At 54.3% G+C, this 22,628-nt stretch carries 18 protein-coding genes and 1 riboswitch; of the genes, 9 read left to right on the top strand and 9 right to left on the bottom strand.

The window, feature by feature from the left end; all coding sequences use genetic code 11:
- Nucleotides 1-84: 84 nt before the first annotated feature.
- Complete coding sequence (gene manB / locus VFA09_03640; protein ID HZU66346.1) at nucleotides 85-1,446, bottom strand: phosphomannomutase/phosphoglucomutase; 1,362 nt, start codon at nucleotides 1,444-1,446, stop codon at nucleotides 85-87.
- Nucleotides 1,447-1,767: 321 nt separating this feature from the next.
- Here manB and VFA09_03635 point away from each other — a divergent pair, with 321 nt between their 5' ends.
- The gene (locus VFA09_03635; protein HZU66345.1) at nucleotides 1,768-2,082 is read left to right on the top strand and encodes a hypothetical protein; all 315 of its coding nucleotides are present in this window, start codon (nucleotides 1,768-1,770) and stop codon (nucleotides 2,080-2,082) included.
- Between the two features lie 25 nt (nucleotides 2,083-2,107).
- On the opposite strand, the gene VFA09_03630 is transcribed toward VFA09_03635, so the two are convergent.
- From VFA09_03630 to VFA09_03620, 3 genes are all read right to left on the bottom strand, one after another.
- Nucleotides 2,108-2,509 carry a hypothetical protein gene (locus tag VFA09_03630; protein HZU66344.1) on the bottom strand — a complete coding sequence of 134 codons (402 nt, stop codon included), beginning with the start codon at nucleotides 2,507-2,509 and terminating at the stop codon, nucleotides 2,108-2,110.
- Nucleotides 2,510-2,778: 269 nt separating this feature from the next.
- The gene (locus VFA09_03625; GenBank protein HZU66343.1) at nucleotides 2,779-3,939 is read right to left on the bottom strand and encodes a Xaa-Pro peptidase family protein; all 1,161 of its coding nucleotides are present in this window, start codon (nucleotides 3,937-3,939) and stop codon (nucleotides 2,779-2,781) included.
- Nucleotides 3,940-4,070: 131 nt separating this feature from the next.
- The gene (locus VFA09_03620; protein ID HZU66342.1) at nucleotides 4,071-5,285 is read right to left on the bottom strand and encodes an AI-2E family transporter; all 1,215 of its coding nucleotides are present in this window, start codon (nucleotides 5,283-5,285) and stop codon (nucleotides 4,071-4,073) included.
- A gap of 82 nt (nucleotides 5,286-5,367) precedes the next feature.
- On the opposite strand from VFA09_03620, the gene VFA09_03615 reads away from it, so the two are divergent.
- The 8 genes from VFA09_03615 (at nucleotide 5,368) to VFA09_03580 (ending at nucleotide 15,841) form a co-directional block, all read left to right on the top strand.
- The gene (locus VFA09_03615) at nucleotides 5,368-7,743 is read left to right on the top strand and encodes a xanthine dehydrogenase family protein molybdopterin-binding subunit (protein ID HZU66341.1); all 2,376 of its coding nucleotides are present in this window, start codon (nucleotides 5,368-5,370) and stop codon (nucleotides 7,741-7,743) included.
- Between the two features lie 227 nt (nucleotides 7,744-7,970).
- Complete coding sequence (locus VFA09_03610; protein ID HZU66340.1) at nucleotides 7,971-8,993, top strand: universal stress protein; 1,023 nt, start codon at nucleotides 7,971-7,973, stop codon at nucleotides 8,991-8,993.
- A 398-nt stretch (nucleotides 8,994-9,391) separates the two neighbouring features.
- Nucleotides 9,392-9,790, top strand: coding sequence for an IS200/IS605 family transposase (gene tnpA / locus VFA09_03605; GenBank protein HZU66339.1), 399 nt, complete (start codon nucleotides 9,392-9,394; stop codon nucleotides 9,788-9,790).
- Nucleotides 9,787-10,968: a transposase gene (locus VFA09_03600; GenBank protein HZU66338.1), complete on the top strand. Its 1,182-nt coding sequence runs from the start codon at nucleotides 9,787-9,789 to the stop codon at nucleotides 10,966-10,968. Before tnpA ends, VFA09_03600 begins: the two co-directional genes overlap by 4 nt.
- A 66-nt stretch (nucleotides 10,969-11,034) precedes the next feature.
- Nucleotides 11,035-12,249, top strand: coding sequence for a 6-phosphofructokinase (locus tag VFA09_03595; protein ID HZU66337.1), 1,215 nt, complete (start codon nucleotides 11,035-11,037; stop codon nucleotides 12,247-12,249).
- A 7-nt stretch (nucleotides 12,250-12,256) separates the two neighbouring features.
- A complete protein-coding gene (locus VFA09_03590) occupies nucleotides 12,257-12,928 on the top strand; it encodes a response regulator transcription factor (GenBank protein HZU66336.1) in 672 nt (223 codons plus the stop codon).
- A gap of 1 nt (nucleotide 12,929) precedes the next feature.
- The gene (locus tag VFA09_03585) at nucleotides 12,930-14,441 is read left to right on the top strand and encodes an ATP-binding protein (protein ID HZU66335.1); all 1,512 of its coding nucleotides are present in this window, start codon (nucleotides 12,930-12,932) and stop codon (nucleotides 14,439-14,441) included.
- Nucleotides 14,442-14,605: 164 nt separating this feature from the next.
- Entirely contained in the window at nucleotides 14,606-15,841 is a 1,236-nt protein-coding gene (locus VFA09_03580; GenBank protein ID HZU66334.1) for a TQO small subunit DoxD, read from the top strand.
- Nucleotides 15,842-16,106: 265 nt separating this feature from the next.
- Here VFA09_03580 and VFA09_03575 read toward each other — a convergent pair whose 3' ends face one another.
- From VFA09_03575 to VFA09_03555, 5 genes are all read right to left on the bottom strand, one after another.
- A complete protein-coding gene (locus VFA09_03575; protein ID HZU66333.1) occupies nucleotides 16,107-17,162 on the bottom strand; it encodes an RNA-guided endonuclease TnpB family protein in 1,056 nt (351 codons plus the stop codon).
- A gap of 118 nt (nucleotides 17,163-17,280) precedes the next feature.
- On the bottom strand, nucleotides 17,281-18,348 hold the full coding sequence (gene asd / locus VFA09_03570; GenBank protein HZU66332.1) for an aspartate-semialdehyde dehydrogenase: 1,068 nt from the start codon (nucleotides 18,346-18,348) through the stop codon (nucleotides 17,281-17,283).
- An 11-nt stretch (nucleotides 18,349-18,359) separates the two neighbouring features.
- Nucleotides 18,360-19,850 (bottom strand): aspartate kinase, encoded by a 1,491-nt coding sequence (locus tag VFA09_03565; protein ID HZU66331.1) that lies wholly within the window; start codon nucleotides 19,848-19,850, stop codon nucleotides 18,360-18,362.
- A 25-nt stretch (nucleotides 19,851-19,875) separates the two neighbouring features.
- Complete coding sequence (locus VFA09_03560) at nucleotides 19,876-21,198, bottom strand: homocysteine synthase (GenBank protein HZU66330.1); 1,323 nt, start codon at nucleotides 21,196-21,198, stop codon at nucleotides 19,876-19,878.
- Nucleotides 21,199-21,215: 17 nt separating this feature from the next.
- A complete protein-coding gene (locus VFA09_03555) occupies nucleotides 21,216-22,376 on the bottom strand; it encodes a homoserine O-acetyltransferase (GenBank protein ID HZU66329.1) in 1,161 nt (386 codons plus the stop codon).
- 122 nt (nucleotides 22,377-22,498) lie between these two features.
- Nucleotides 22,499-22,605, bottom strand: a riboswitch (SAM riboswitch).
- Nucleotides 22,606-22,628: the final 23 nt, after the last annotated feature.

Below are 22,628 nucleotides of genomic sequence, written 5' to 3'. Positions count from 1 at the left end.
AAATCGGCCCCTACGCGGCTTCGCCGCGAGGCGCGTCACTATGACATGCGTCACCGGTGCTTACCGATTTTGCTGAGTGATCTATTAACTGCGGATGAATTCAAGGACTTCGTCACGTTTCTGCTCCATGAGGGATTGTGTGTTTGCTTCGAGATTGAGACGTAGCAAGGGTTCGGTATTGGATGGGCGGACATTGAACCACCAGTCGCCATAGTCGATGGTGATGCCATCCAGGTGATCGAGCGATTGGGCGTCTTTGCCGAAATGCTCTTCGATGGCCTTGAGCTTGCCCTGAACATCGTTGACGTGGGTGTTGATCTCTCCACTGCGAACCCAGGTATCCAGGGGGCGGATGAGCTGGGAGAGCGGCTTGTTTTCGACGGAGAGGAGTTCGAGGATAAGCAGGAAGGCGATGAGGCCGGAGTCTGCGTACCAGTTGTCGCGGAAGTAGAAATGGCCGGAATGCTCACCGCCGAAGATGGCATTCTCTTTACGCATTTCGGCTTTGATAAACGAGTGCCCGACGCGCGTGCGAACTGCCCTGCCACCCTCTCTTTCAATCAAGGCTGGGACGCTCTTCGAGAGGATGAGGTTGTAGAGGATGGTGGAACCGGGATGCTTGCGCAGGATGCTGTCGGAGACGAGTAGCATGACCATGGAGCCATCGACGATGTTGCCATGCTCATCGACGGGGAACATGCGGTCGGCATCGCCATCGAAGGCGGCTCCAAATTCGGCTCCGACCTCGATGACTTTCTTGCGCAGGGCTTCAAGATTTTCCGGCTCAATCGGGCTGGGAGGATGGTTCGGGAACGTGCCATCGAGTTCAAAGTAGAGAGGAACGAGTTGGGCCGACAGGTGCTGGAATACGCGGGGCATAATCATGCCGGCCATGCCGTTGCCGGCATCGACGACGACTTTGAGCGGTCGAATCTTGCTGATGTCGATGTAGGAAAGGGCGTGCTGGATGTAGTCATCGGTGGCATCGCGATGAGTGACCTGGCCCTTGTTTTGTGGTTCAGGAAAGTTGCCCTGTATTGCCAGGTCGCGTATATCAGCGAGGCCGGTATCGAGGCTAATGGGGGCGGCCCCGGCGCGGCAGAATTTCATGCCGTTATATTGCTTGGGGTTGTGCGATGCCGTAATCATGATGCCTGCCGGATAATTATAGTTGCCGACGATGAAATACAGTTCGTCGGTAGTGGTCAGGCCGCAATCGGCAACGTTGATGCCTTGATCGGTGATGCCGCGGATGAGGGCAGCAGCCAGTTGAGGAGATGAGACACGCATATCACGGCTGACTACAATCTCCGGGACATTCAAATAGATGGCGGCGGCCCGCCCGATGCGATAAACGATCTCCTCATTGAGGTCCTGTCCATAAACGCCGCGCACATCGTAGGCTTTAAAGATGCTGGGATCAATGATATTGCCGGTGGTGGTCATTGTATAGTAGCTCCTTTCAAGGCGACCGTAGAGGCCGATTGATCGTACACATCGTTGATGAATTTTAACAGGCAAAATCGGGAAGCACTCTCTAGCCCTGTCATTCTGAGCGCAGCGAAGAATCTCGATGGCCACGATGCAGATTCTTCGCTGCGCTCAGAATGACAGGACAGCGAAGAATGACAGGGCCAGGCTGCTCGGATTACCGATTTTGATTAGTAAACTTCATTATCGGCGCTGGTGGCCGCTCCATACATATTTAAAGGCAGCAACCCGCTTCAGGGCAACCACAAGGGTTCGTAAGGTGAGCCGCTATCCTGTATGGGTATCCTATTCACAAGTGTACCACGTTCTGGGAAAGTGATGTGGAGCGCGGATACCAATGATTGGAAGCGCCTGGGAGTATCAAGCATCGTTAATACTGCGCTGGCGGCTGCTCGCAATGGCAGCATTATTCTGATGCATGACGGCGGAGGGAACCGCTCGGAGACTGTTGCAGCTCTACCCGTTATTATCGAGGCATTACAGCACCATGGTTTTAAACTGGTGACGGTAATACAGCTCATTAACGATACATACAAATTGAAGGCACGGAAAGCAGTGAACTTATCACCGCTAACGCCAACTGGTCACTAGCTCGAGGCCATACTCTATGCAGCCTTCACACAACGTAAACCAGCAAGATCGGAGCGCCGACCAGGAAAGCGGCGATCCATGGATCATACCAGTTTGGCCCCAACCAGGTCAGATTCATTTGTATGGAATAGGGGAATTTAAAGACGGCCAGGAGGGATAAGATTCCACCGAGCATGATGCTGCTGGCAAAGGCGAGTAGAACGCCTTCGAAGGTACTTTTTATGCCCTTTACGCCTCTACCAAGAGCAAAAGCCATCAAAGTCAAGACGATAATCGAGAGCAAGAGGAAGAAAAGGTTGGCCGGCGGAGTCGTGGCAACCGCACCAAGGCCAGAAATCCCAGGGAATGTGAGCGCACCGGCGGCGGCTAAAACGATCAGGACAAACAATACAAAGACCATTTGAAGGACCCATTTGCCGAAATCCATGTTCTACTCCTTTGGCGGATGGCATAATCCAATTCCCGAAAAGCATCACGTTACCCCTCTATAACGGATGCTGTCTTCCTTACTTCAGGTACACCAAAAGCACAATTTGATGTTTTCTCCCTATGGCTTTAGCTCTACTGTTTATGATGTGCAAGAGATATACTTCATAATGAAGTATACACCAAACTAGCTGATTTTTCAGCATTCTGGAGAACCAAATCGGCATTATTTCGGCATTATTAACGAAGAACAGAACTATCTTCGATTTATTATTGAGCGCATAATACGAAACGTAGCGGATAGTGATGTAGCGATTCGATCCCGTCGTGAGTTATCAGCACCAGTTCGCCAACTTGAACGCCCATACGCTCATCTGCTGTGATGACATTGGGTTGGATTACGAGAGTCATGTTTTCCTGAAAGATAAATGGCGCCGGAGGTTGAGGGCTTGTGCGCCTCGTTCGTAAAACGGGCGGGAGGTAACCGCCGCCGAAACCATGCAGTAAGTCATCGTAGATGGTGAATCCGGCGGAATGGATATATTCGGCTGCATCCAGTAGGTCATCAATAGTAGCTCCTGGGCGAATGACGCTTGCGATACGATGAAATGCTTCTGAAGCAACATCATACATATGCCGGTATTGCGGCGTAGGAGGCGTGCCAATGGCGAAAGGCCGGAGTATCTGCCCAGGATAGCTATGATAATGGGCGCTGATTTCGGTCAGGAGAACATCGCCATTTTCGATAACGCGATCTGATTGGTGCTGAGCGGGCACGCATACTGCAGGGTTGCGCATGGAGGTGGTTGCCATGTAGTGAATATGGGTTCTACCCCCCAGTCCAAGATAGGCTTTTTCGACGATGGCTGTCAATTGATGTTCTGTAATTCCGGGACGCGCTTCGTTTTCGAGGGCTTGCATGGCCAGGTCGCTGAATTGAGCGCCTTTGCGCAAAAATTCAATCTCTTCGTCGCTCTTGATAAGACGGAGTTGTATAAACTGGGGCATAAAGTCGACGAGCGCTGCGCCTGGGAGTAAGCGCCTGAGTGTTTCATATTGCTTGTAGGAGATGGCTCCAACCAGTCCAATACGGCTCTCGCCAAATCCTCTTTCCAGCACGTTTCCGGCGGCTGTCACTGATGTATCCGGCCCGCCCCAGCGTACATCGCTTATGCAGGCCATCTGGCGAGCGGTGGGGACATGATTGTACATTTGCACGAAAAGGGCAGGATCACCTTCAAGCGGAAAGACAAGCATAGCCTCGCGAGTTACCAGGAAGTTGGAGAGATAGGCTATTTCGTTGTAGGAACTCACTGTACCGGAAACGATGAGCGCGGAGAGGCCGGCTTTTTGCATTGTGGCACGAAGAGCTGCATAACGACGGGCAAACTCGACAGCAGAGAAACGAGGATACACATTGTTGTCGGGCATTGAAGACCTTTCAGTTTCTATGAGAACAGGGCAACTGGAGGGCGACCACAGTAGAATGCGGATTGGTAGAGCGCACTCGTCAGTGGTACCCGCAACTGGAGGGTGACCGCAAGGGTCGCCCTTATATTATTTTACTCCTTCGCCCCGTTGTTGTCGCCTGGTTGGATAGCGGGTATGGTAGGGGCAACGGCAATGCCAACGGGGGCTTGCGGCGTCTCCTCTTCCACAACTGGAAATTCTTCGCGGTGTGTCCTGCGATAGTTGATCCAGAGGGCAACGGCGAGGGCCTGGAGCAGACCGGCGATGGGGGAGGCGAAGATGGCGCCCCACGGTCCGAAGAGTTCGGCGCCGATGCTGAGGGCCAGTAAGGAGATGGCGGGGTTCAATCCTACCGCCTTGCCAACGAGACGCGGGGCCAGGATATAGCCCTCGAAGATGTGTACGAGTACGAAATAGGCCAGGACGAGGATGGCGGTCAGCCAGCCCTGTGTGAGCGCCAGGAGGACGGCGACGGTGCCGCAGATGATGGTACCGAGTACCGGAATAAATTCGGTGACGAAAGAGAGAACGCCGAGGAGAACGGCATAAGAACGCAGCCCCAGAATAGCCATACCTATGCCGACGATTATTCCGATGACGATGGACAGGGTAAACTGGCCGCGGATATAATTGCCAACAACATGCTGGAAGACGGTAATAAGCGTTTCAACACGCCCTCTCTGTGATAATGGCGTCCGGGTACGCAACCATTCATTGATACGCTTGCCATCTACTAACAGGTAAATGCTGATGACGAGGGTAAGCAGGATGTTGAGGATACCGCTGGCGATCCCTTGAATGACCGGCAAAATTCCACCGGCAACGCTGCCCGCAATACTGGTGAGCTGGGATCCGAGCTGCTGCGCGATGGACTGAATCTGATTGGCGGTCAGGCCTAAGCGTAGCAAGATGCCGACGAGGGGGGAATTTCCGCCATTACTGGTGGGTGTCAACCAGATACTGACATTATTTGCCAGGGCAGAGAGTTGGGCAATCATGGTTGTGATGATCAAGTAGAAAACTAAGCCGAGAATGATCAGAACGATGAGATAGGAGGCAAGAATGGCAAGCGGGCGCGGTATGAAGCGTCTGAAAAGGGCTACCAGTGGTGTGATGGCATAGGCGATGAGGGCGGCTACTGCGATGATGAGCAGCGATGTGGTAATATGGCTGGCGGCCCAGAGTATGACGAGGGCCAGGGCAAGAGCGGCGAGGATGGTGAGCAGGACGATCAGGCGCCTTGTCCACGCGGATGTCGATGTGTTGCTATGCTGCACAGGCTGGTGCGAATCGGGCATTGAGAGCATTGTGCCAGCTCCTTTCGGTTGCAATCGACCAATTATGAACTCAACTCTACCATACATTAGGAATGCATGCAAGGGTAAAAATATGGAAGCAGAACAATTGAATGCTACAGGCTCTTCAACGGGATTTGAACGGCGCAAAGAGGATTATCCGCTGATAACCGGTCACGGGCGGTACGTTGACGATTTGAGACCGGCAGAGGGTCGGCCTGCTGCGCTTTATATGGCGGTAGTTCGTAGCCCCTATGGACACGCGGAGATCAAAAATATGCGTCTTGATGCTGCCAGAGCTGTGCCGGGGGTAGTTGGTGTCTTCGAGGGCGCGGAACTGGTAAAAGACATGCCTGTCCTCGATACCATTCCTGTGCCCGGCCTCAAGAAACCGGAGCGGCGTCCTATGGCTATAGGAAAAGCGCGTTACGCAGGCGATGCGGTGGCTGTTGTGGTGGCAGAAAGCCTGTATGCCGCGATGGATGCGCGCGACCTGGTGGAGGTTGAGTATGAGCCTCTAGAGGCAGTGACGGACGCGGAGCAAGCGCTGCAAGGGGATGCGCCTTTGCTGTATGAGGAAACAGGCTCAAATGTTGCTTTCACTTCGCAGATGAGGGGCGGCGATATCGCGAGCGCTTTCGAGCAGGCGGATCAGATTGTGCGGCTGCGAGTAGTCAACCAGCGGCTGGCGCCGAGCTCAATTGAGCCGCGAGCTTGCATGTTTGACTTTGACCCGGCCAGTGGCGAGCTTGCGGCCTGGCTGTCTTGTCAATCCATTTTCAGGGCGCGAGATACGCTGGCTACTTTTTTGCACCTGGACCGGCGCCATATTCGAGTGCGAAATGCGGATGTAGGCGGTGCTTTTGGCGCTAAAAACGCGCTTTTAGGGGAGGAAATCGTGGCGGCAGCGCTGGCAGTGAGATTGGGGAGGGCGGTGAAATGGATTGAGGGGCGTAGCGAGAATTTGCAGGCTCAGACGCATGGGCGCGGCCAGGTAAACTATATCGAGGCGGCAGTCAAAGCTGATGGGCGGGTTCTTGGCTTAAGAGTACGCACGATTGCCGATCTTGGCGCGTTTCTAGCCGGGGCAACTGCCATGGTTCCTAATCGCACTCCGTCTTTTCTGTGCGGCCCATATCGAATACAGGCGGTGGAGAGCGAGGTGGTGGGAGTGCTCACCAACAAGGTGCCGACCGCTCCTTACAGGGGCGCGGGACGGCCCGAAGCGACATATATTGTGGAACGGACTATGGATCGCATCGCGCGCGAACTGAAGATCGATGCTGCCGAACTGCGACGGCGCAACTTTATTTCAGTGGATGCTTTCCCTTACACGACTGTGACGGGTGTCAGATACGATAGTGGCAATTACGCTGCCGCACTGGATAGGGCCTTAGAATTATCCGAGTACACGAGTTTGCGCAAAGAACAATTGCGAAGGCGGAAGTCAGGAGATCCCAGGTTGCTCGGCATCGGGATATCCAGCTTTATTGAACTGACGGGCGATAACGCGGCTCCGCCCGGCATGCTCCGCGAAGCAGCAACGGTACGCATTCGCAGGGATGGAACTATTCTGGTTCAAAGCGGCGTAGCACATAACGGCCAGGGACATTTTACGGCTTTTGCCCGGATCGCGGCAAGTGTATTTGGCCTACCGGGTTCAAAAGTGGAAGTGCAGATGAACGATTCGAGCTTGCCGGGTTTTAGCATTGGCACATTTGGCAGCCGTGTCACCCAGGTCGCCGGTTCTGCTGTGCAGCTGGCAGCCGAGGCTGTGCGCGAAAAGGCTATGCGAGTGGCGGCAAGCAGATTGGAAGCGGCCCCGGCAGACCTGGCGATGGAGAATGGCAGTGTGATGGTACGAGGGGTGCCTGCGCGGTCTATTGCCTTAGGAGAACTTGCCCGGCTGGTGGAGGAACAGCCCGATTTGATTGAACGTGAGGCTGCCAATCCGTCAAATGACGTTCCTATCGAGGGGCTGGCGGCATGGCGAGATTTCAGTCCGCAGGGCGCGACCTATGCTTCTGGCACGCATGTAGCGGTGGTGGAGATAGAAACTGAAACCGGCGAGGTGCATATTCTTAAATATGTAGCGGTTGACGATTGCGGGCGCGTACTCAATCACTACCTTGCCGAATCGCAGATACACGGTAGCATCGCCCAGGGCATTGGGCAGGCGCTCTATGAGGAGGTGCAGTATGACGAGGACGGGCAGCTTCTCACGGGCACATTGATGGATTACGCGCTGCCGATTGCCACGCAGATACCTGAGTTCCTGACGGATTTTGTCGAGACGCCTTCGCCTTTCAATCCAACCGGGGCAAAGGGTGTGGGCGAAGCAGGCTGCATTGGCGCTCCGCCCGCGATAGTGAATGCGGTACTGGACGCGCTTGAGCCACTGGGGATCAAGGAGATCGACATGCCACTGAAGCCGGAAAAGGTTTGGAGGCTATTACGTCATGCTGAGTGAAGTAAGCCGAAGCCCTGAGGAACGAAGGGGAAGAATCTCAAAATCGATATGTCACATTGTGATATTCTATCCCCCGAATGTGATTGCTCCGTGATTTCAGCGCGCTATCCTCTGAGCAGAGGGATAAGGGCGAGCCGGTGAAGAAGGTACCCGCCCTCGGTTTCTCAACCGCAGGAGAGAAACACTGGTGATGAATGATCACCGGCGATGCTGAAAGGAGTTCGTTTATGTATCAGAATATACTGGTTCCTCTCGATGGGTCGCGGCGCGCGGAAGAGGCGGTCGCGGTTGCTGCACGTCTCGCGCGTGCTTCCGGGAGCACAATCTTTTTGTTGCGGGTTGTGAGTATGTCCAACCAGTTTGCCTCATATACGGCGCTTGAACCACTCGTGACGCAGCAGGCCATCGATAGCCAGCTTGAAGAGGCAAAGAACTACCTGGATCGCCTGGCGAAAGAGGAAAGCCTGGCGAATATACAAACCAGAACACTGGTGTTTTTCGGCCAACCCGCTGTGAATATACTCTCGGCTGCCGAATCATATGGTATGGATCTGATCATTCTGTCGAGCCATGGCTACACGGGCATGACGCGCTGGATCATGGGAAGTGTCGCGGAGAAAGTGTCTCATGCTTCGCCGGTTCCGGTACTCATCCTGCGCGAAGGGAAGCCGCCGCTGGCCGGTTTGCACCCGGATGGCAGCGGCTCTTTGAAAGCGCTGGTTCCACTGGACGGTTCTGCTCACGCTGAGGCAGCAATCGCGCCAGCCGCGCAATTGATTGCAGGGCTGGCGGCTCCTGGGCGGGGCGCGCTCCATCTTACGCAGGTGGTGGTAATGCCGGCACTAGAGCAGTTGAGCTATAGCGAGCGCGCAATGATCTTGCAAAAGGCCAAAGAAAATCTGAGCGCTACTGTGCAAGAGATCCGTAAAGGGCTGATCGCGAATTATGGAGATGATCTTCATCTCTCGATCACCTGGTCGGTCACTGTTGATGACGATATTGCCGGGGGTATTGTGCGCATGGCGGAAAATGGTGAAGATGCGGAAGGTGCGGGGACGTTTGGCAGGTGCGATATGATCGCTATGGCCACACATGGATATAGTGGCCTGCAGCGGTGGACGCTTGGTAGCATAACGGAGCGTGTCCTGCATACTACCAGATTGCCGCTGTTGATAGTGCGACCAACACGCCTGGCGCCGAAGGAACAGAGCACTTCGGGCTCATCGCCTATGGCGAGGGTGTCAGATTGAGGCGGGGCAACAGGGTGATTGCAAGAGCGCTCATAACTCTAGCACTCGTGCTGGTACAGGGCAATTGAAAAGGCGAGCGAACACGACTAGCTCCTGATGAATTTTTCCAATCGAATGGGGAAATCATCATCATCGTGTCCAATAGGGACAATGGCTTGTCCCTGTCCCTACTGGATTTATAAATGATCCTGGTGCTGGTAGGTCTTCTGTTCCGATTCGGTGCGAATGTGGTATGCTTTTTTCATGAAATGGAGAGGAATGCTTTGCCGATGTCAGATTCTCATCTTAGCTTACGTGCCGTAAGCCCCCTGGCCTTCAGGCAGGGGGAGAGAAGGCCCTCCACAGAGCAATAGATACACTTGCAAGTGTATCTATTGCTCTGTGGTATCCTATCTTGTATGAAATATGAACTGAAGACAAACAACAACATAGCGTACATCTGCCATTATCATGTGGTGTTTTGTCCTAAGTACCGACGTAAGGTACTTGTGCCACCTGTAGATGAACGGCTCAAAACTATCATCATGGAAACAGTAGAGAAGTGGGGACAAGAACTGATTGAAATGGAAGTCATGCCCGATCATGTCCATTTGCTTCTCGGTTGTGACCCACAATTCGGTATCCATCGGCTTGTGAAGTATATCAAGGGAACAAGTAGCCGCTACTTGAGGCAAGAGTTTCCACCGTTAAAACGCCGCTTGCCCTCTTTGTGGACGAATACCTATTTTTGTGCCACGGTAGGGGGCGTGACACTGGAAACCCTGAAACGCTATGTGGAAGGACAAAAGAACCGATGAGAAAGGCATTTAAGTACCGGCTCTACCCCAACAAAGAGCAAGAGCGTACTCTGTTCTGGACACTGGCACGGTGTCGAGAAGTGTATAATGCTGCCCTCTCCGAACGCCGTGATGCCTACAAAATGGCTGGCAAATCGATCAGCTACTACCACCAGAAGCGCGATCTGCCTGAAATCAAAGGCATCTTGCGAGAAGAGTACCAGCAGATACACTCTCAGGTGTTGCAAGATGTGCTTTTGCGTCTGGATAGGGCCTTCAAAGCCTTCTTCCGGCGGGTTGCTACTGGGGAAAAGCCAGGCTCCCCACGCTTTCAGGGACGCAACCGCTACAACAGTTTCACCTATCCACAAGGAGGCTATAGTCTTTCCGAGAAGCGTGTCACGCTCTCGAAAATCGGCTCCATCAAGATCAAGCTGCATCGGCCCATTGAGGGCACCATCAAAACCTGTACCATCAAGTACGAGGCCGGACAATGGTACGCCGTCTTTTCTTGCGAGTGTGAAGCTCCCGAACCATTGCCCATGTCAAGCGAGGAAGTGGGCATTGATCTTGGGCTACTCCACTTTGCGGCTCTTTCTGATGGAACCGTTATCGACAATCCGAGGCACTACCGGAAGGCAGAGCAATCCCTTGCACGGCGGCAACAGGTCAAAGACAGGCGCAAGCGGGGTTCTCACCGCCGTGAAAAAGCCCGTAGGTTGGTAGCAAAGGCCCAAAGGAAGAGAGCCAACCAACGCCGTGATTTCCTGCATAAGCAAGCAAAGAGGCTTGTCGAGCGTCATCAAACGATTGTCTTTGAAGACTTGCACACAGACAATCTGGTGAAACGCCCGAAGGCAAAACAGGACGAACAGGGGAAATATCTTCCCAACGGGGCTAGTGCAAAGGCCGGACTCAACAAGTCAATTCTTGATGCTGGATGGGGAATGTTTCAGCACATGGTTGCGTACAAGGCAGCATGCGCCGGTCGTACCATGCTCAAAGTCAACCCCTACAAAACCAGCCAGATCTGCAGCAGTTGTTTGCAAGAATGCCCCCATAAAGAACTGGATGAACGGGTACACATCTGTGTCCATTGTGGGGTAGTTCTCGATAGAGATACCAACGCTGCCATAAATATACTCCGGCTTGGAAGAAGCCAACAGGGAGCAATTCCTATAGAAGCCCCTGCCTTCTAGGCAAGGGGTCCTTCACCAAATGACGATGAGCAGGCAGTAGAAATAGAACAAGAAGCGAGGACTTAGATGCCAGGACAATTATCCAGACCTGTACGCGCGCTCGGTGTATTGACCGGCGGTGGCGACGTACCGGGGTTGAATGCGGCTATCAAAGCGCTTGTCTATAGCACAGAACCATTGGGCATTCGTATTACAGGTATTCGTGAGGGGTGGGAAGGAATTACTTTTCTTGACCGCGCGCGTGGTCTGAACAACCTTATTTTCGACGCGGATGACCCCAAGACCTGGGACAGCAATTATATCTTGCCATTAAACCGGCTCAATACGCGTACCATTGATCGCCAGGGAGGTACGATTCTGCAATCGACACGCACGAATCCAGCACGGGTGCGTGTTGGTGATCTTCCGCCATATCTCGCGGCATACGGTGCCGGACACGCTCCCGATGATCGCGTTGATCTGACGAATGAGGTGCTGGAGAATTTGAAGTTTCTTGAACTCGATGGACTGGTTGTCATAGGCGGCGACGATACCTTGAGTTATGGAGCAATACTGGCGGCGAAGGGCGTGCCTGTCTGGGGTATTCCCAAGACGATGGACAATGATGTGCATGGTACGGATTATTGCATCGGATTTCAGACGGCCATCAGCCGGGCGGCGGAGTTTATTACGCGCATCCGCTCCACGGCAGGCTCGCATAGTGAGACTGTGCTATTCCGCATGTTTGGGCGTGACGCGGGGTTTACCGCGCTGGAAACGGCCATAGCCACATGGGCGGATCGTGTGTTGATCCCTGAAGCGCCTGCTAATATCGACAGGCTGGCGGAGCTTATTCTGCAGGACCGGCATAATCCGCGCCATTACTCGACCGTCATCCTTTCGGAGGGGGCTAACCTGGGGGTTCCGGTGCCAGAAACTGGCCCGGCCGATGCTTATGGACACCGCAAAAAGGCCAATGTAGCCGAATTTCTTGCCGACGAGCTTGCGAAGCGCCTTCCCAATATTCGTTTTCTGCCCATCGATTTGACCTATTTCTTGCGCAGCGGCGAGCCGGAGGTGTACGATAAGCATATGGCGGTCTTTTATGCTAACGTGGTTACGAGCCTGGTGCGGCAGGGTATCCACGGAGTCATGGCGGCACACCGGGATGGACAGTTTATCTCAACCGATATTCCAGGTAAGAACTTGCCCGCGCGCCGGGTAAGCCTGGAGGATTACCATACGACGCGTTATCGCCCCAATTTCGAGCATATTACCGGCCCGTACCGGCCACAGGTGTAAAAAAAATATGAGGATATTAGTCGCGGAAGATGATACTCATTTAGGCCCCAGTCTGAAGAAAGGGCTGGAGGGCAATCATTATGCTGTTGATCTTGTTGAGGAGGGTGAGGAGGCGCTCTCCTATAGCTTTGCTGCACCATATGATTTGATCATCCTGGATGTGCTGTTACCAGGCCTCAGTGGGTTTGAGGTCTGCCGGCGGCTGCGAGACGCGGGGAAGAAAACGCCAATCCTGTTTTTGACAGCACTGGATGGTATCGATGAACGGGTGAATGGGCTGGACCTGGGGGCCGATGATTACCTGACGAAGCCTTTTGCCTTTCGCGAACTGGAGGCACGCGTGCGCGCTTTGTTGCGGCGAGAAAGTACGTCGAAGACGACGGAATTACGATTTATGGACATTACTCTCAATATAGGGACTCACGAGGTATACCGGGGAGATCGAGCTATTACACTTACAAGCAAGGAATATATGCTGCTGGAATTGCTGATGCGCAACCCACGACAGGTGTTGAGTCGCATGATGATCGCGGAACATTTATGGAATGTTGAGGCGGAACATCTTTCGAACGTTATCGATGTCTATATTCGCTATCTAAGGCGTAAGTTGTGTGAGAATGGAGAGCCTAACGTGATTCAGACCATCAGGGGATTTGGTTACCAGTTAAAGGAGCCGTGAGATGATGCGGCGAATCGGTCGCGTAAGGAATCCAGGGATACGCGCGCAGTTGACGCTGTGGTATATTGCGGTCTTTACGATACTGATTCTGATCTTCGGGGCCATCTTCTATGTGAATGTGAGAGCATCACTGTCGACGAGCTTCGATAGCAGTCTCCAAGAGCGCACAGAACAAATCGCGGCAGGTATTAGCGACCGGAATGGGAAGATTGTGATTTCGGATGTTTCCGGCGAACTGCCAGGGCTGATTGACAATGATGATGCTGCTCACACAAACGTAACACCACAGGCAACTTCCACAACACAACAAGAAACAGACCAGGAACCGGGGCCGAATGTTGATATCGGTGTGCTGGTACGTGTTTTGAACAGCGATGGACAGATTGTTTATGTCTCACCTGCATTCCGGTTCCTGGATGTCCCTTCTGCAAGTATTGTAGAGCCATTGCATGGCACATCATGGCAAGGAACGGTTAGCGCGCGGAATGGTCACCCGGTCAGACTTTATAGTATGGCGCTGGAGGAAAATGGAAAAGTTTTCGGCGTTGTACAGGTTGGGGAACCGCTTGCGTCGTTAGATAAGACGCTGCGCAGCATTTTGTTTGAATTTTTGCTGATTGTGCCTTTCGTGCTTTTATTCGGTGCGTTGGGAAGCTACTGGTTGGCGGCACGTGCGTTCGCGCCAATTCATCGTTTAACGCGCACCGCGCAGCAGATCGAGGCGGAGGACCTGCACCAGCGCGTGCCGGTACCGCGCGCCAGGGATGAAGTGCAGGACCTGGCGCTGACGTTCAATGAAATGATCGAGCGGCTTGATAAGGCATTTACGCAGCAGCGTCGCTTCGTGGCCGATGCCTCACACGAACTACGCACTCCGGTTGCTGCCATCCGCAGTATGACAGATGTGGTACTCGCGCAAGGCGCCGGAGAGGAAGAATATGTGCATGTACTGTCCGAGGTTAATAGTGTATCTGAACGGCTGGCTCAACTACTCAATGATCTGCTGACCCTGGCACGCGCTGACGAGGGACAGGTGCTGCTGGAACGCAAGCCGGTGCGATTGGACCTGCTGGCGACGGATGTCGCGGCGTCAACGGAGTTACTGGCAAGCGACCGGAATATAGTGGTCGAAGTCGATACGCGGGAGCCTGTGCTGGTGCTGGGCGATGAAGTGCGGCTGATCCAGGTTATTTTGAACCTGCTACAAAACGCGCTTGTTTATACCAACCCGGGTGGAAAGGTTTCACTGGTTGTCAAAGCCAGCGGGGATAAGGCATTGCTCATTGTTCGCGATACGGGTATTGGGATAGCACCTGAGCACATGGAGCATATCTTCGAGCGTTTTTACCGGGCAGATGCCGCTCGTTCGCGGGCGGCAGGTGGCAGTGGACTTGGGCTGGCTATCGTCGATTGGATAGTGCAGGCTCATAAAGGAACTGTTTCCGTTGAGAGCGAGGTCGGGAACGGCACAACGTTTACGGTAGCTCTTCCTTTAGAAAAGCAGGTTACATAGACGATCTGATCTGGTCTAGATAAATTGATAAAATCTTCATCACTCCTTCATAATTCCTTTGTATACTCAGAAAGCGAAAGCTGTCGAAGTGGAGGGCCTCGTCCTGAACGCGATAACGCAAATAGCCCTTTTTATGATGTTATCAACAGAGGTACAAAGCATTTATGAAACAAATGAATAAACCGAAATCCTCTAGCCAGCAGCAGGGAGGGCCTGACGCGCCCCCTGTTCCGAATAGTTCACAAGCGGATAGTCCTGGCGATAAGATGAGGCGGCTGGCGGAGTGGATTCTGCTGCCGCTTAGATTGTTTCTGGGTGTGACGTTCGTGTATGCTGGAATTCAGAAATTGACCGATCCACAATATTTCAATCATTCGGCGCCGGGATACATCGGCAAGCAAATCCTGGGCTTCGCGTTCGGATCGCCGATTCATAACTTTCTGGTCTATGCTGTGGTTCCACACGCTACTTTCTTTGGGGCGCTGGTGGCGTTTGGCGAGCTGGCTATAGGTCTTGGAACATTGTTGGGGTTGCTCCTGCGTCCCGCGGCTTTCTTCGGACTCTTATTGAGCCTGATGTTCTTTCTTTCTGCCAGCTGGCGCGTGTATCCGTACTTTTATGGAGCTGATATCGTCTTTGTGTTCTGCTGGATCACGATGCTGATTGCGGGGCCTGAGATGTGCTGGCTGCCCGCCCTCGATACATGGCTCGTGGCGCGATTACTTGAGAAGGCTTCACCGGCAAGGCGACTGCGGATGGCGCGGGTATACTATATCCTGCTGGGAGTTCGCGAGCAACCGCAGCTTGCTACCAATTCAGGAGCGCAGCAGGCGCAGGGAAGAGTTGCACCAGGCGGTAAACAAGTGGCGCCTAAGGCACGATTGGCGGCGTTAAGGCAGCAACAGCAGAGCCGGCGCAATTTCTTGTGGGGGTTGGTAACTGGCGGGGCGAGTATGCTGGGGATTGTGGCAGTCTGGCAGGTGCTGAACCGCATCGATAGCTCTAACGAAGGGGCACTTCCCCCACCCACTAGCGGCTCCGGCTCGGGTGGCACTTCTGGGACAGCGACCGCAAGTGGTACGCCTGGCACGATTGCGCAGATAAGCGCAGTGCCGGCGAATAGCTCTGTGAGCTTCACGATTCCGTCGAATGGCGATCCCGGTGTGCTTGTCCATCTCAACAATGGCCAGTTTGTGGCTTTCGACGCCACCTGCACGCACGCCGGGTGCCCGGTGTCATACGATCCGAGCAGCCAGCTCCTGCTCTGCCCATGTCACGGCGCGCAATTTGATCCGGCCAGGGGAGCGGCCGTCGTTAGCGGTCCGGCTCCTACGCCACTGACATCCGTGCCGATTAATGTAAATAACGCGACCGGGACGATTAGTATCAGCGGACAGTGAGGATAAGGAAGACAGGCACCAGGTACTGTCCCTTCAGTATAGCCTCGTCCAGTTGGAAAAATCCACCAGGCTCAAGAATGGTTATACTTAACGGTGGCTCCCATCTAGCCATCCTGGTAGGACGGGCAGACCGGCAAGTGTCATATGATGATCGAAAGCAAAAACCGCGTCGATGTCGGGTCGAGACTGGATCAAGGCAATGGAAAAAGCATCCACATAGGAGAGTTTTTGATCATGGTAGCGCTCAATTACCGTTCTCCAATACTTAGACTTTTACGGACAAGCCATAAAGATGATTGGTTCCTGCTTCCACCAGAACAGTTTCACGCATTCCGTTGAATGCGCCAGTGCTCTTCTGTCCACAGGCGTTTCGTGTGTCGATAGAACTTACCGCCACAATCTTTAAATTGATAGCCGCGTTCAAGTCACGATCAATGGCAAGCCCACATTGCTCACAGATGAAGGTACGATCTGCCAGCGTTAGCTTTTCATTCACCCATCCACAGCTTGAACAGGTCTTGCTTGATGGATAGAAGCGGTCTACAGTGACCAGATGTGTGCCATGCCAGAGGGACTTGTATTCCAGTTGCCGCCTGATCTCGCCAAAGTTGCTATCACTCACGGCTTGCGCAAGCTTGTGATTTTTAAGCATGCCAGCCACATGTACATCTTCAATCGCTATCAGAGCGTGGTTTTTGACCAGATAGCTCGTGAGTTGATGCGCCGCGTCTTTGCGGATATGTGCAATGCGAGCATGAACTTTCGCGAGGTGCTTGACTGTCTTCTCGCGGTTCTGGCTTCCTTTTGTGCGTCGTGACTTTTGCCGCTCTAAACGCCGGAGTTTCTTCTGCGCGTGCTTCAAGGCACGTGGGTTGTGGAACGTGGTTCCATCGGAAAGCGTGGCAAGTGTCTTAATGCCAAGATCAACGCCGATAGCAGGCATGGCTGTACGGTCCGATTCGTCCTGTTCTTCCTCTATCTGCACACTGACAAACCAGCGTCCTGCCTCCTCTGAGACGGTAGCGGAAAGCACTTTTGCTGACGTGGCGAGGTAGTCCTGCTCATGCAAGCGCAAGCGGCCTAAACGTGGCAACTGGATGCTATCGGCAAAGACATGAATGCTTCCGGTCAAACGGAAGGAGCCGATGCCTTTGCTCTTCTTCTTGAAAGTGGGAAAGCCGAGTTTGCCCTTCCACTTGCCTTCCTTCTTGAGTTGCACACGTCTGAAGAAGTTCTTATACGCTTTCTCCAGGTCTCTGAGCGCTTCTTGCGGCGCGCACTTGGACACCTCATACATCCAGGGATACTCGGTCTGTTTCAGGGCCTGCGAACTCCAACCTCCATCTGAGAGTCAGGATAGACCACCTGGAGGAAGCCTTGATTTTCAATCGTATCCTTTACCGAGAGCCATCTTGAAGCTTCCCTGGCACAAGATTTCCTTAAATAAGACCCCTGCTTACGCACAATTCCGCGTTCAGAATCGACCCTCCTGCGGCACCGCGAATGGTGTTGTGACCGAGCAGCACGAATTTGTGGCTGAGGATGGGGCAGGGGCGCAGCCTGCCGATGGTGATGGACATACCATGACCGGCATCGCGGTCGCGCAGTGTCTGGGGGCGGTCTGGTTCGGTACGGTAGATTAAGGCACGCGTGGGCGCGCTGGGCAACCGAAGTTGCTGCGGTTCGGCCTGGTAGTTTTGCCAGGCGGCGATGATATCCTCTTCACGGGCATGGGTGTCCAGTTCGACGCTGACGCATTCCAGGTGACCCTCACGGGTGGCGACGCGGTTGCATTGGGCGCTGACGATGGTGGAAGCGTCGATAAAGCCGTAACCTTCTTGCCAGGTACCGAGCATTTTGCGGGTTTCGTGCTCGACCTTCTCTTCTTCGCCGTCGATAAAAGGGATGGCATTGTCGAGGATATCATAGGAGGGCAGGCCAGGATAGCCGGCGCCGGAGATGGACTGCAGGGTGGTTACCAGGACTTTGCGGACGCCGAATGCCTGCTGCAAGGGTTTGAGCGCCATGACCAGGGGCGTTGCCGAACAGTTGGCGTTGGTAACGATGGAACCTGACCAGCCGCGGGTTTTGCGCTGCGATATAATAGATGCCGCGTGATCAGCGTTGACCTCTGGTACGACCAATGGTACATCGGGGGCCATGCGATAATTCTTCGCGTTGCTGAAGACGGCCATGCCTGCGCGTGCAAAGTCGGCTTCGATTTCGCCGGCTACTTCACCGGGCAGCGCGGAAAAGACGATCTTCACATCTGGCAATGCTGTGGGGCGACAGGGTAAGATGGGCAGCGAGGCGGCAGCGGCTGGCATTTCGCTGCCTGGAAGCCGCCAGCGTACAGCCTCGCCATAGGGACGGCCGCTATGGGCTTGTGAGGCGGCCAGCGCAACGAGGTCAAACCAGGGATGCGCGGAGAGCAGTTCAATGAAACGCTGGCCGACCATGCCGGTGGCGCCTAAAACCGCTACGGGAATAGGGGATTGAAGAGGCATTGAATTTCTCCTTAGATGACTTCGCGGTGTTTCTCCTCTGTGTGGCTGCGCACCAGGGGAATGACGGGGGCGATCAAATCACGGTGCAGGCTGCGCAAGGCTGGCTCGGTGTCTTCATCTTCAATAATCAATATGATGCTGCCTTCGGAGACGCCCTGCGCAACAACGGGGATGCGTTCGTGGGCGAGAGCAGAGATTGCACGAGCAGGACTCATCGGGCTGACCGTGAAGCCGGAACCGATACAGGCGCAGGCAGCCAGTCCACGCCGGCATAGGACGCGCCAGTTACCCGTATCATGCTGCAAGAGGGCCACAACGGAATCGCCAGCCTGCTCCTCCACGAGAAACGAAAGATGATAGCCGGATGATGAACATATAGCAACGGGCGCGGCACCGGCACGAGCCGCAAGGGCAAAAACTTGCGCGGCGTTTTCGGGTATGCCGAACATTGCTGTGCTTTCTACGGTGATCAATGCCAGGTGGCGGCGAATGGCAATTGCTCTGGCCGCGCTCGACGACCTGCCCTCCGGGCCAACGATGGTGCCGCGGCGATGCGGGTGAAAAGTGTTGCGCACATGCACAGGTATGTTGCGATGCGCTAATGGCATCAGCGTGCGGGGGTGAAGCACTTTGGCGCCAAACCAGGATAAACGGGCGGCTTCAGAGTACGAGAGTTCCGGGAGCAGGCGTGCATTGGGAACGATACGTGGGTCGGCGGTCAGAATACCATCGACATCGGTGTAAATCGAAACGGCGCTACAATCCAGGGCTGCTCCAATGACCGAGGCGGAATAATCCGAGCCATTACGCCCCAATGTGGTAACGATGCCTGACTTCGTGCGGCCGATAAAGCCTGCCGCGATTGGTACGGTGCGATGCTCAAGAAATGGGGAAAGCAGCGCCTGCGCATTGGCTCGCGTCTCTTCAGATAGAGGTTCGGCTCCAACTACTGACGCGGGTGAGGTTGGCGCTTGACCTTTCGGATGGCCGGTAATGATGATCTCCCGCCGCACCGGTGCTGCCTGGACATTTATGTCACATACAGCGGCCGCCAGCAACAGAACTGAAAGGCGCTCACCCCAGGCAGCGATGACTGAACCGCCGTATAGCGCGGTGTTGAGTTTGCCTGTTTCACTTTCCTGGAGATTGCGTGATGCTACCTTAGCTATGTCTTGCTCCAGGGATGTGAAGGTGGCTTCGAGATCGTGAAGCAAAGCGCGTTGTTTTTCAGGGTTATGAACGGCTTTGCAGGCGGCTTCGAGATGCCTCTGTTTTAAGGCGTGCAGTTCTTGTTCGCGTGCGTCGTGTTCATGCGTCCAGGCGTGATGAGCGATGCGCAGCAACTGGTCGGTCACGCCAGACATAGCGGAGACGACGACGACGGGAAAATTTTCTTCACGATCATGCAGTTGTTTCTCAATGATATGGGCGACATGGCGAATGCGCTCGCCAGTGCCTACTGAGGTGCCTCCAAATTTCAAGATGCTTACAGGATTATCCATAATGACTCCAGAATAATAGCTGCGTTTACACACTGGCCGGCTCGCTGGCCTTCGTTGTCGCGGCCTTCAGGGCCTGATCCAGGTCGTCGATCAGGTCGTCAATGGTTTCGAGGCCGACGGATAGGCGCACGAAATCGGGTGTGACACCGGTTTCATATTGCTCTTCGGGCGTCAGCTGCGAGTGAGTGGTGCTGGCGGGATGGATAATGAGTGATTTCGCGTCGCCGACGTTCGCCAGGTGGGAGAATAGTTCGACGTGGCGAATGAGCTGTTTGCCTGCCTCCAGTCCGCCCTTGATACCAAAGCCGATAATCGCGCCATAGCCATGGGTATGGTATTTCGCGGCGATCTCGTGCTGGGGATGGCTCTTGAGGCCGGGATAGCTGACCCAATCGACGAATTCATGTTCCTCTAAAAATTCCGCGATGCGCTGGGCATTCTGGCTATGGCGCTCCATGCGCAGGGGCAGCGTTTCCAGTCCTTGCAGGAAGAGCCAGGAGTTCAGAGGGGAGATGGCCGGGCCAATATCGCGCATCAATTGAACACGTGCCTTGATGATGTAAGCAAGCGGGCCAAGGGCGTCGACGAAGCGAAGTCCATGATAGGAGGGATCAGGCTCGACCAGGCCGGGGAAACGCCCATTCGTCCAGTCGAACTTACCGCCATCGACGATCACGCCACCAATGGATGTGCCATGCCCGCCGATGAACTTGGTAGCCGAGTGAATGACGATATCGGCGCCATGTTTCAAGGGCTGCACCAGGTATGGCGTGGGCAGCGTGTTATCGATGATCAGGGGCACACCGTGTTCGTGAGCGATGCTGGCTACTTTTTGAATATCGAGCGTATCGAGGCGTGGATTGCCTACCGTCTCGGCAAAAACGGCTTTCGTGCGTTCGTTGAAGGCAGAGCTGAAGTTTTCCGGGTCGCGGCTATCGACGAAACGGACGTTGATGCCCAATTTGGGCAGCGTATAATGGAAGAGGTTATAGGTTCCACCGTACAGGCTGGCCGAACTGATGATCTCATCGCCGGCCTGGGCAATATTGAGAATGGCCAATGTTTCAGCTGATTGACCGGACGCGGTTGCCAGGGCGCCCACACCGCCTTCGAGCGCGGCAATACGACGCTCAAAAGCATCCTGGGTTGGATTCATAATGCGGGTATAGATATTGCCAAATTGCTTCAATCCAAAAAGATTCGCGGCATGTTCCGGGCTATCGAAGACATAGGAGGATGTTTGATAGATGGGGACAGCCCTGGCATTTGTGGCGCTATCCGCCGTCTCCTGGCCCGCATGCAAAGATAACGTTTCAAAACCGTAGTGGCGATTACTATTCAAAGCCATTTATGTTCTCCTTTAGACTAGATGATTGTGGAAAGTGCGGCGGCCATTTGTTGCCATTCCTTGAGGAAGGCGTCATGGCCGTGCGGTGAGTCAAGTTCGATATAGTTCGCGTTACCATCCAGGGCGCGAACCTGCTCCGCCAGGCGGCGCACATGTGCTGCCGGGAAGAGAAAATCTGAGCGAATACCGATAAACAGGAGCTTGCTGCGCAGGCGGCGCAGCGCGGCTTCCATCGATGGATAGCCGGCGCTCACGTCATACAAATCCATGGCACGGCTGATGTAGATGTAACTATTGGCATCGAAACGCCGTACCAGCGCATCTCCCTGGTAGTACAGGTAGTCCTCTACATCGAAACGGGTACCCAGGTCAGCCGCGCCGCTGGGCGAGGAAACGCTCATGCGGGTGGCAGGCTTGCGGGCGAAACGCATCTCCATGGCTTCCTCGCTCTGGTAGGTAATCATGGCGAGCATACGGGCGATGGCGAGGCCGGCAGATGGGCCTGCGCCCGGCAAGTAGTTGCCACACTGCCAGAGAGGGTCCGTCATGATTGCCTGTCGCTGCACCTCGCTGAAGGCGATGGCCTGCGCGGTCAGCCGGGCCGTCGCCGCTACCACCGCGGCGCTTTGCACCAGTTCAGGGTAGGTGATGGCCCATTCCAGCGCTTGCTGGCCGCCAATTGAGCCACCGGCAACCATTGCCAGCTGATTGATACCAAGGTATTCGATCAGCCTCTTTTGGGCGTTGACCATGTCACGAATGGTGACAACAGGAAAATCCATGTTGTAGCGGCGGCCTGTGTGTGGATTGAGCGAAGAAGGGCCGGTGCTGCCATAACACCCTCCCAGGATATTCGAGCAGATCACGAAGTAGCGCGACGTATCGAAAGGGCGTCCCTCTCCGATCAATGGATTCCACCACGCGGCCTTTGGATCGCCGGGATGTTCAGGATCATGAGCGTGCGAACTGCCCGTAAGGGCGTGCGTGATCAAGATAGCATTGTCTCGCGTGGCACTCAGAGTACCCCACGTTTCATATGCCAATGTGATTGGCCCCAGTTGACCACCCAACTGTAGGGGGAGTGAATCGAAGGTATGCGTGGTATATGCGGGCAGTACCTGCGCCGGCGCTGCTTCTACCTTGACCGGAACGCCATTGCGGTCAATCTGGGCCACCATGACTTCTCCTTTCTTTACCTGCTGGTTGCTAAAAATTGAGACAAAAAAACCTTCACCCCAAGAGCGAAGGTTTAAGCAATAAAAAACCCCTGTAGTTCAGGGGTAGCTTTCATAGCTTTTTCCCCTCATCTTGCGGACAATTCCGCCGGAATTGGCACCCTTTCTACTACTTTGTAGATGGGTTGCCGGGCTTCACCGGGCCGTTTCCCTCCACCTCTCTTGATGAGAACAAATGCTGTGTATGTTCAATTG

The sequence above is a fragment of the Ktedonobacteraceae bacterium genome (genome assembly GCA_035653615.1).
Lineage (GTDB): Bacteria > Chloroflexota > Ktedonobacteria > Ktedonobacterales > Ktedonobacteraceae > DASRBN01.
Note: the sequence above shows the minus strand (reverse complement) of the source record. Positions and strands in the feature narration are given on the sequence as shown.

Bases quoted from the DNA above. Each gene is read 5' to 3' on its own strand.
- manB (HZU66346.1), bottom strand. From the start codon at position 1,446: ATGACCACCACCGGCAATATCATTGATCCCAGCATCTTTAAAGCCTAC.
- VFA09_03635 (HZU66345.1), top strand. From the start codon at position 1,768: ATGGGTATCCTATTCACAAGTGTACCACGTTCTGGGAAAGTGATGTGG.
- VFA09_03630 (HZU66344.1), bottom strand. From the start codon at position 2,509: ATGGATTTCGGCAAATGGGTCCTTCAAATGGTCTTTGTATTGTTTGTC.
- VFA09_03625 (HZU66343.1), bottom strand. From the start codon at position 3,939: ATGCCCGACAACAATGTGTATCCTCGTTTCTCTGCTGTCGAGTTTGCC.
- VFA09_03620 (HZU66342.1), bottom strand. From the start codon at position 5,285: ATGCTCTCAATGCCCGATTCGCACCAGCCTGTGCAGCATAGCAACACA.
- VFA09_03615 (HZU66341.1), top strand. From the start codon at position 5,368: ATGGAAGCAGAACAATTGAATGCTACAGGCTCTTCAACGGGATTTGAA.
- VFA09_03610 (HZU66340.1), top strand. From the start codon at position 7,971: ATGTATCAGAATATACTGGTTCCTCTCGATGGGTCGCGGCGCGCGGAA.
- tnpA (HZU66339.1), top strand. From the start codon at position 9,392: ATGAAATATGAACTGAAGACAAACAACAACATAGCGTACATCTGCCAT.
- VFA09_03600 (HZU66338.1), top strand. From the start codon at position 9,787: ATGAGAAAGGCATTTAAGTACCGGCTCTACCCCAACAAAGAGCAAGAG.
- VFA09_03595 (HZU66337.1), top strand. From the start codon at position 11,035: ATGCCAGGACAATTATCCAGACCTGTACGCGCGCTCGGTGTATTGACC.
- VFA09_03590 (HZU66336.1), top strand. From the start codon at position 12,257: ATGAGGATATTAGTCGCGGAAGATGATACTCATTTAGGCCCCAGTCTG.
- VFA09_03585 (HZU66335.1), top strand. From the start codon at position 12,930: ATGATGCGGCGAATCGGTCGCGTAAGGAATCCAGGGATACGCGCGCAG.
- VFA09_03580 (HZU66334.1), top strand. From the start codon at position 14,606: ATGAAACAAATGAATAAACCGAAATCCTCTAGCCAGCAGCAGGGAGGG.
- asd (HZU66332.1), bottom strand. From the start codon at position 18,348: ATGCCTCTTCAATCCCCTATTCCCGTAGCGGTTTTAGGCGCCACCGGC.
- VFA09_03565 (HZU66331.1), bottom strand. From the start codon at position 19,850: ATGGATAATCCTGTAAGCATCTTGAAATTTGGAGGCACCTCAGTAGGC.
- VFA09_03560 (HZU66330.1), bottom strand. From the start codon at position 21,198: ATGGCTTTGAATAGTAATCGCCACTACGGTTTTGAAACGTTATCTTTG.
- VFA09_03555 (HZU66329.1), bottom strand. From the start codon at position 22,376: ATGGTGGCCCAGATTGACCGCAATGGCGTTCCGGTCAAGGTAGAAGCA.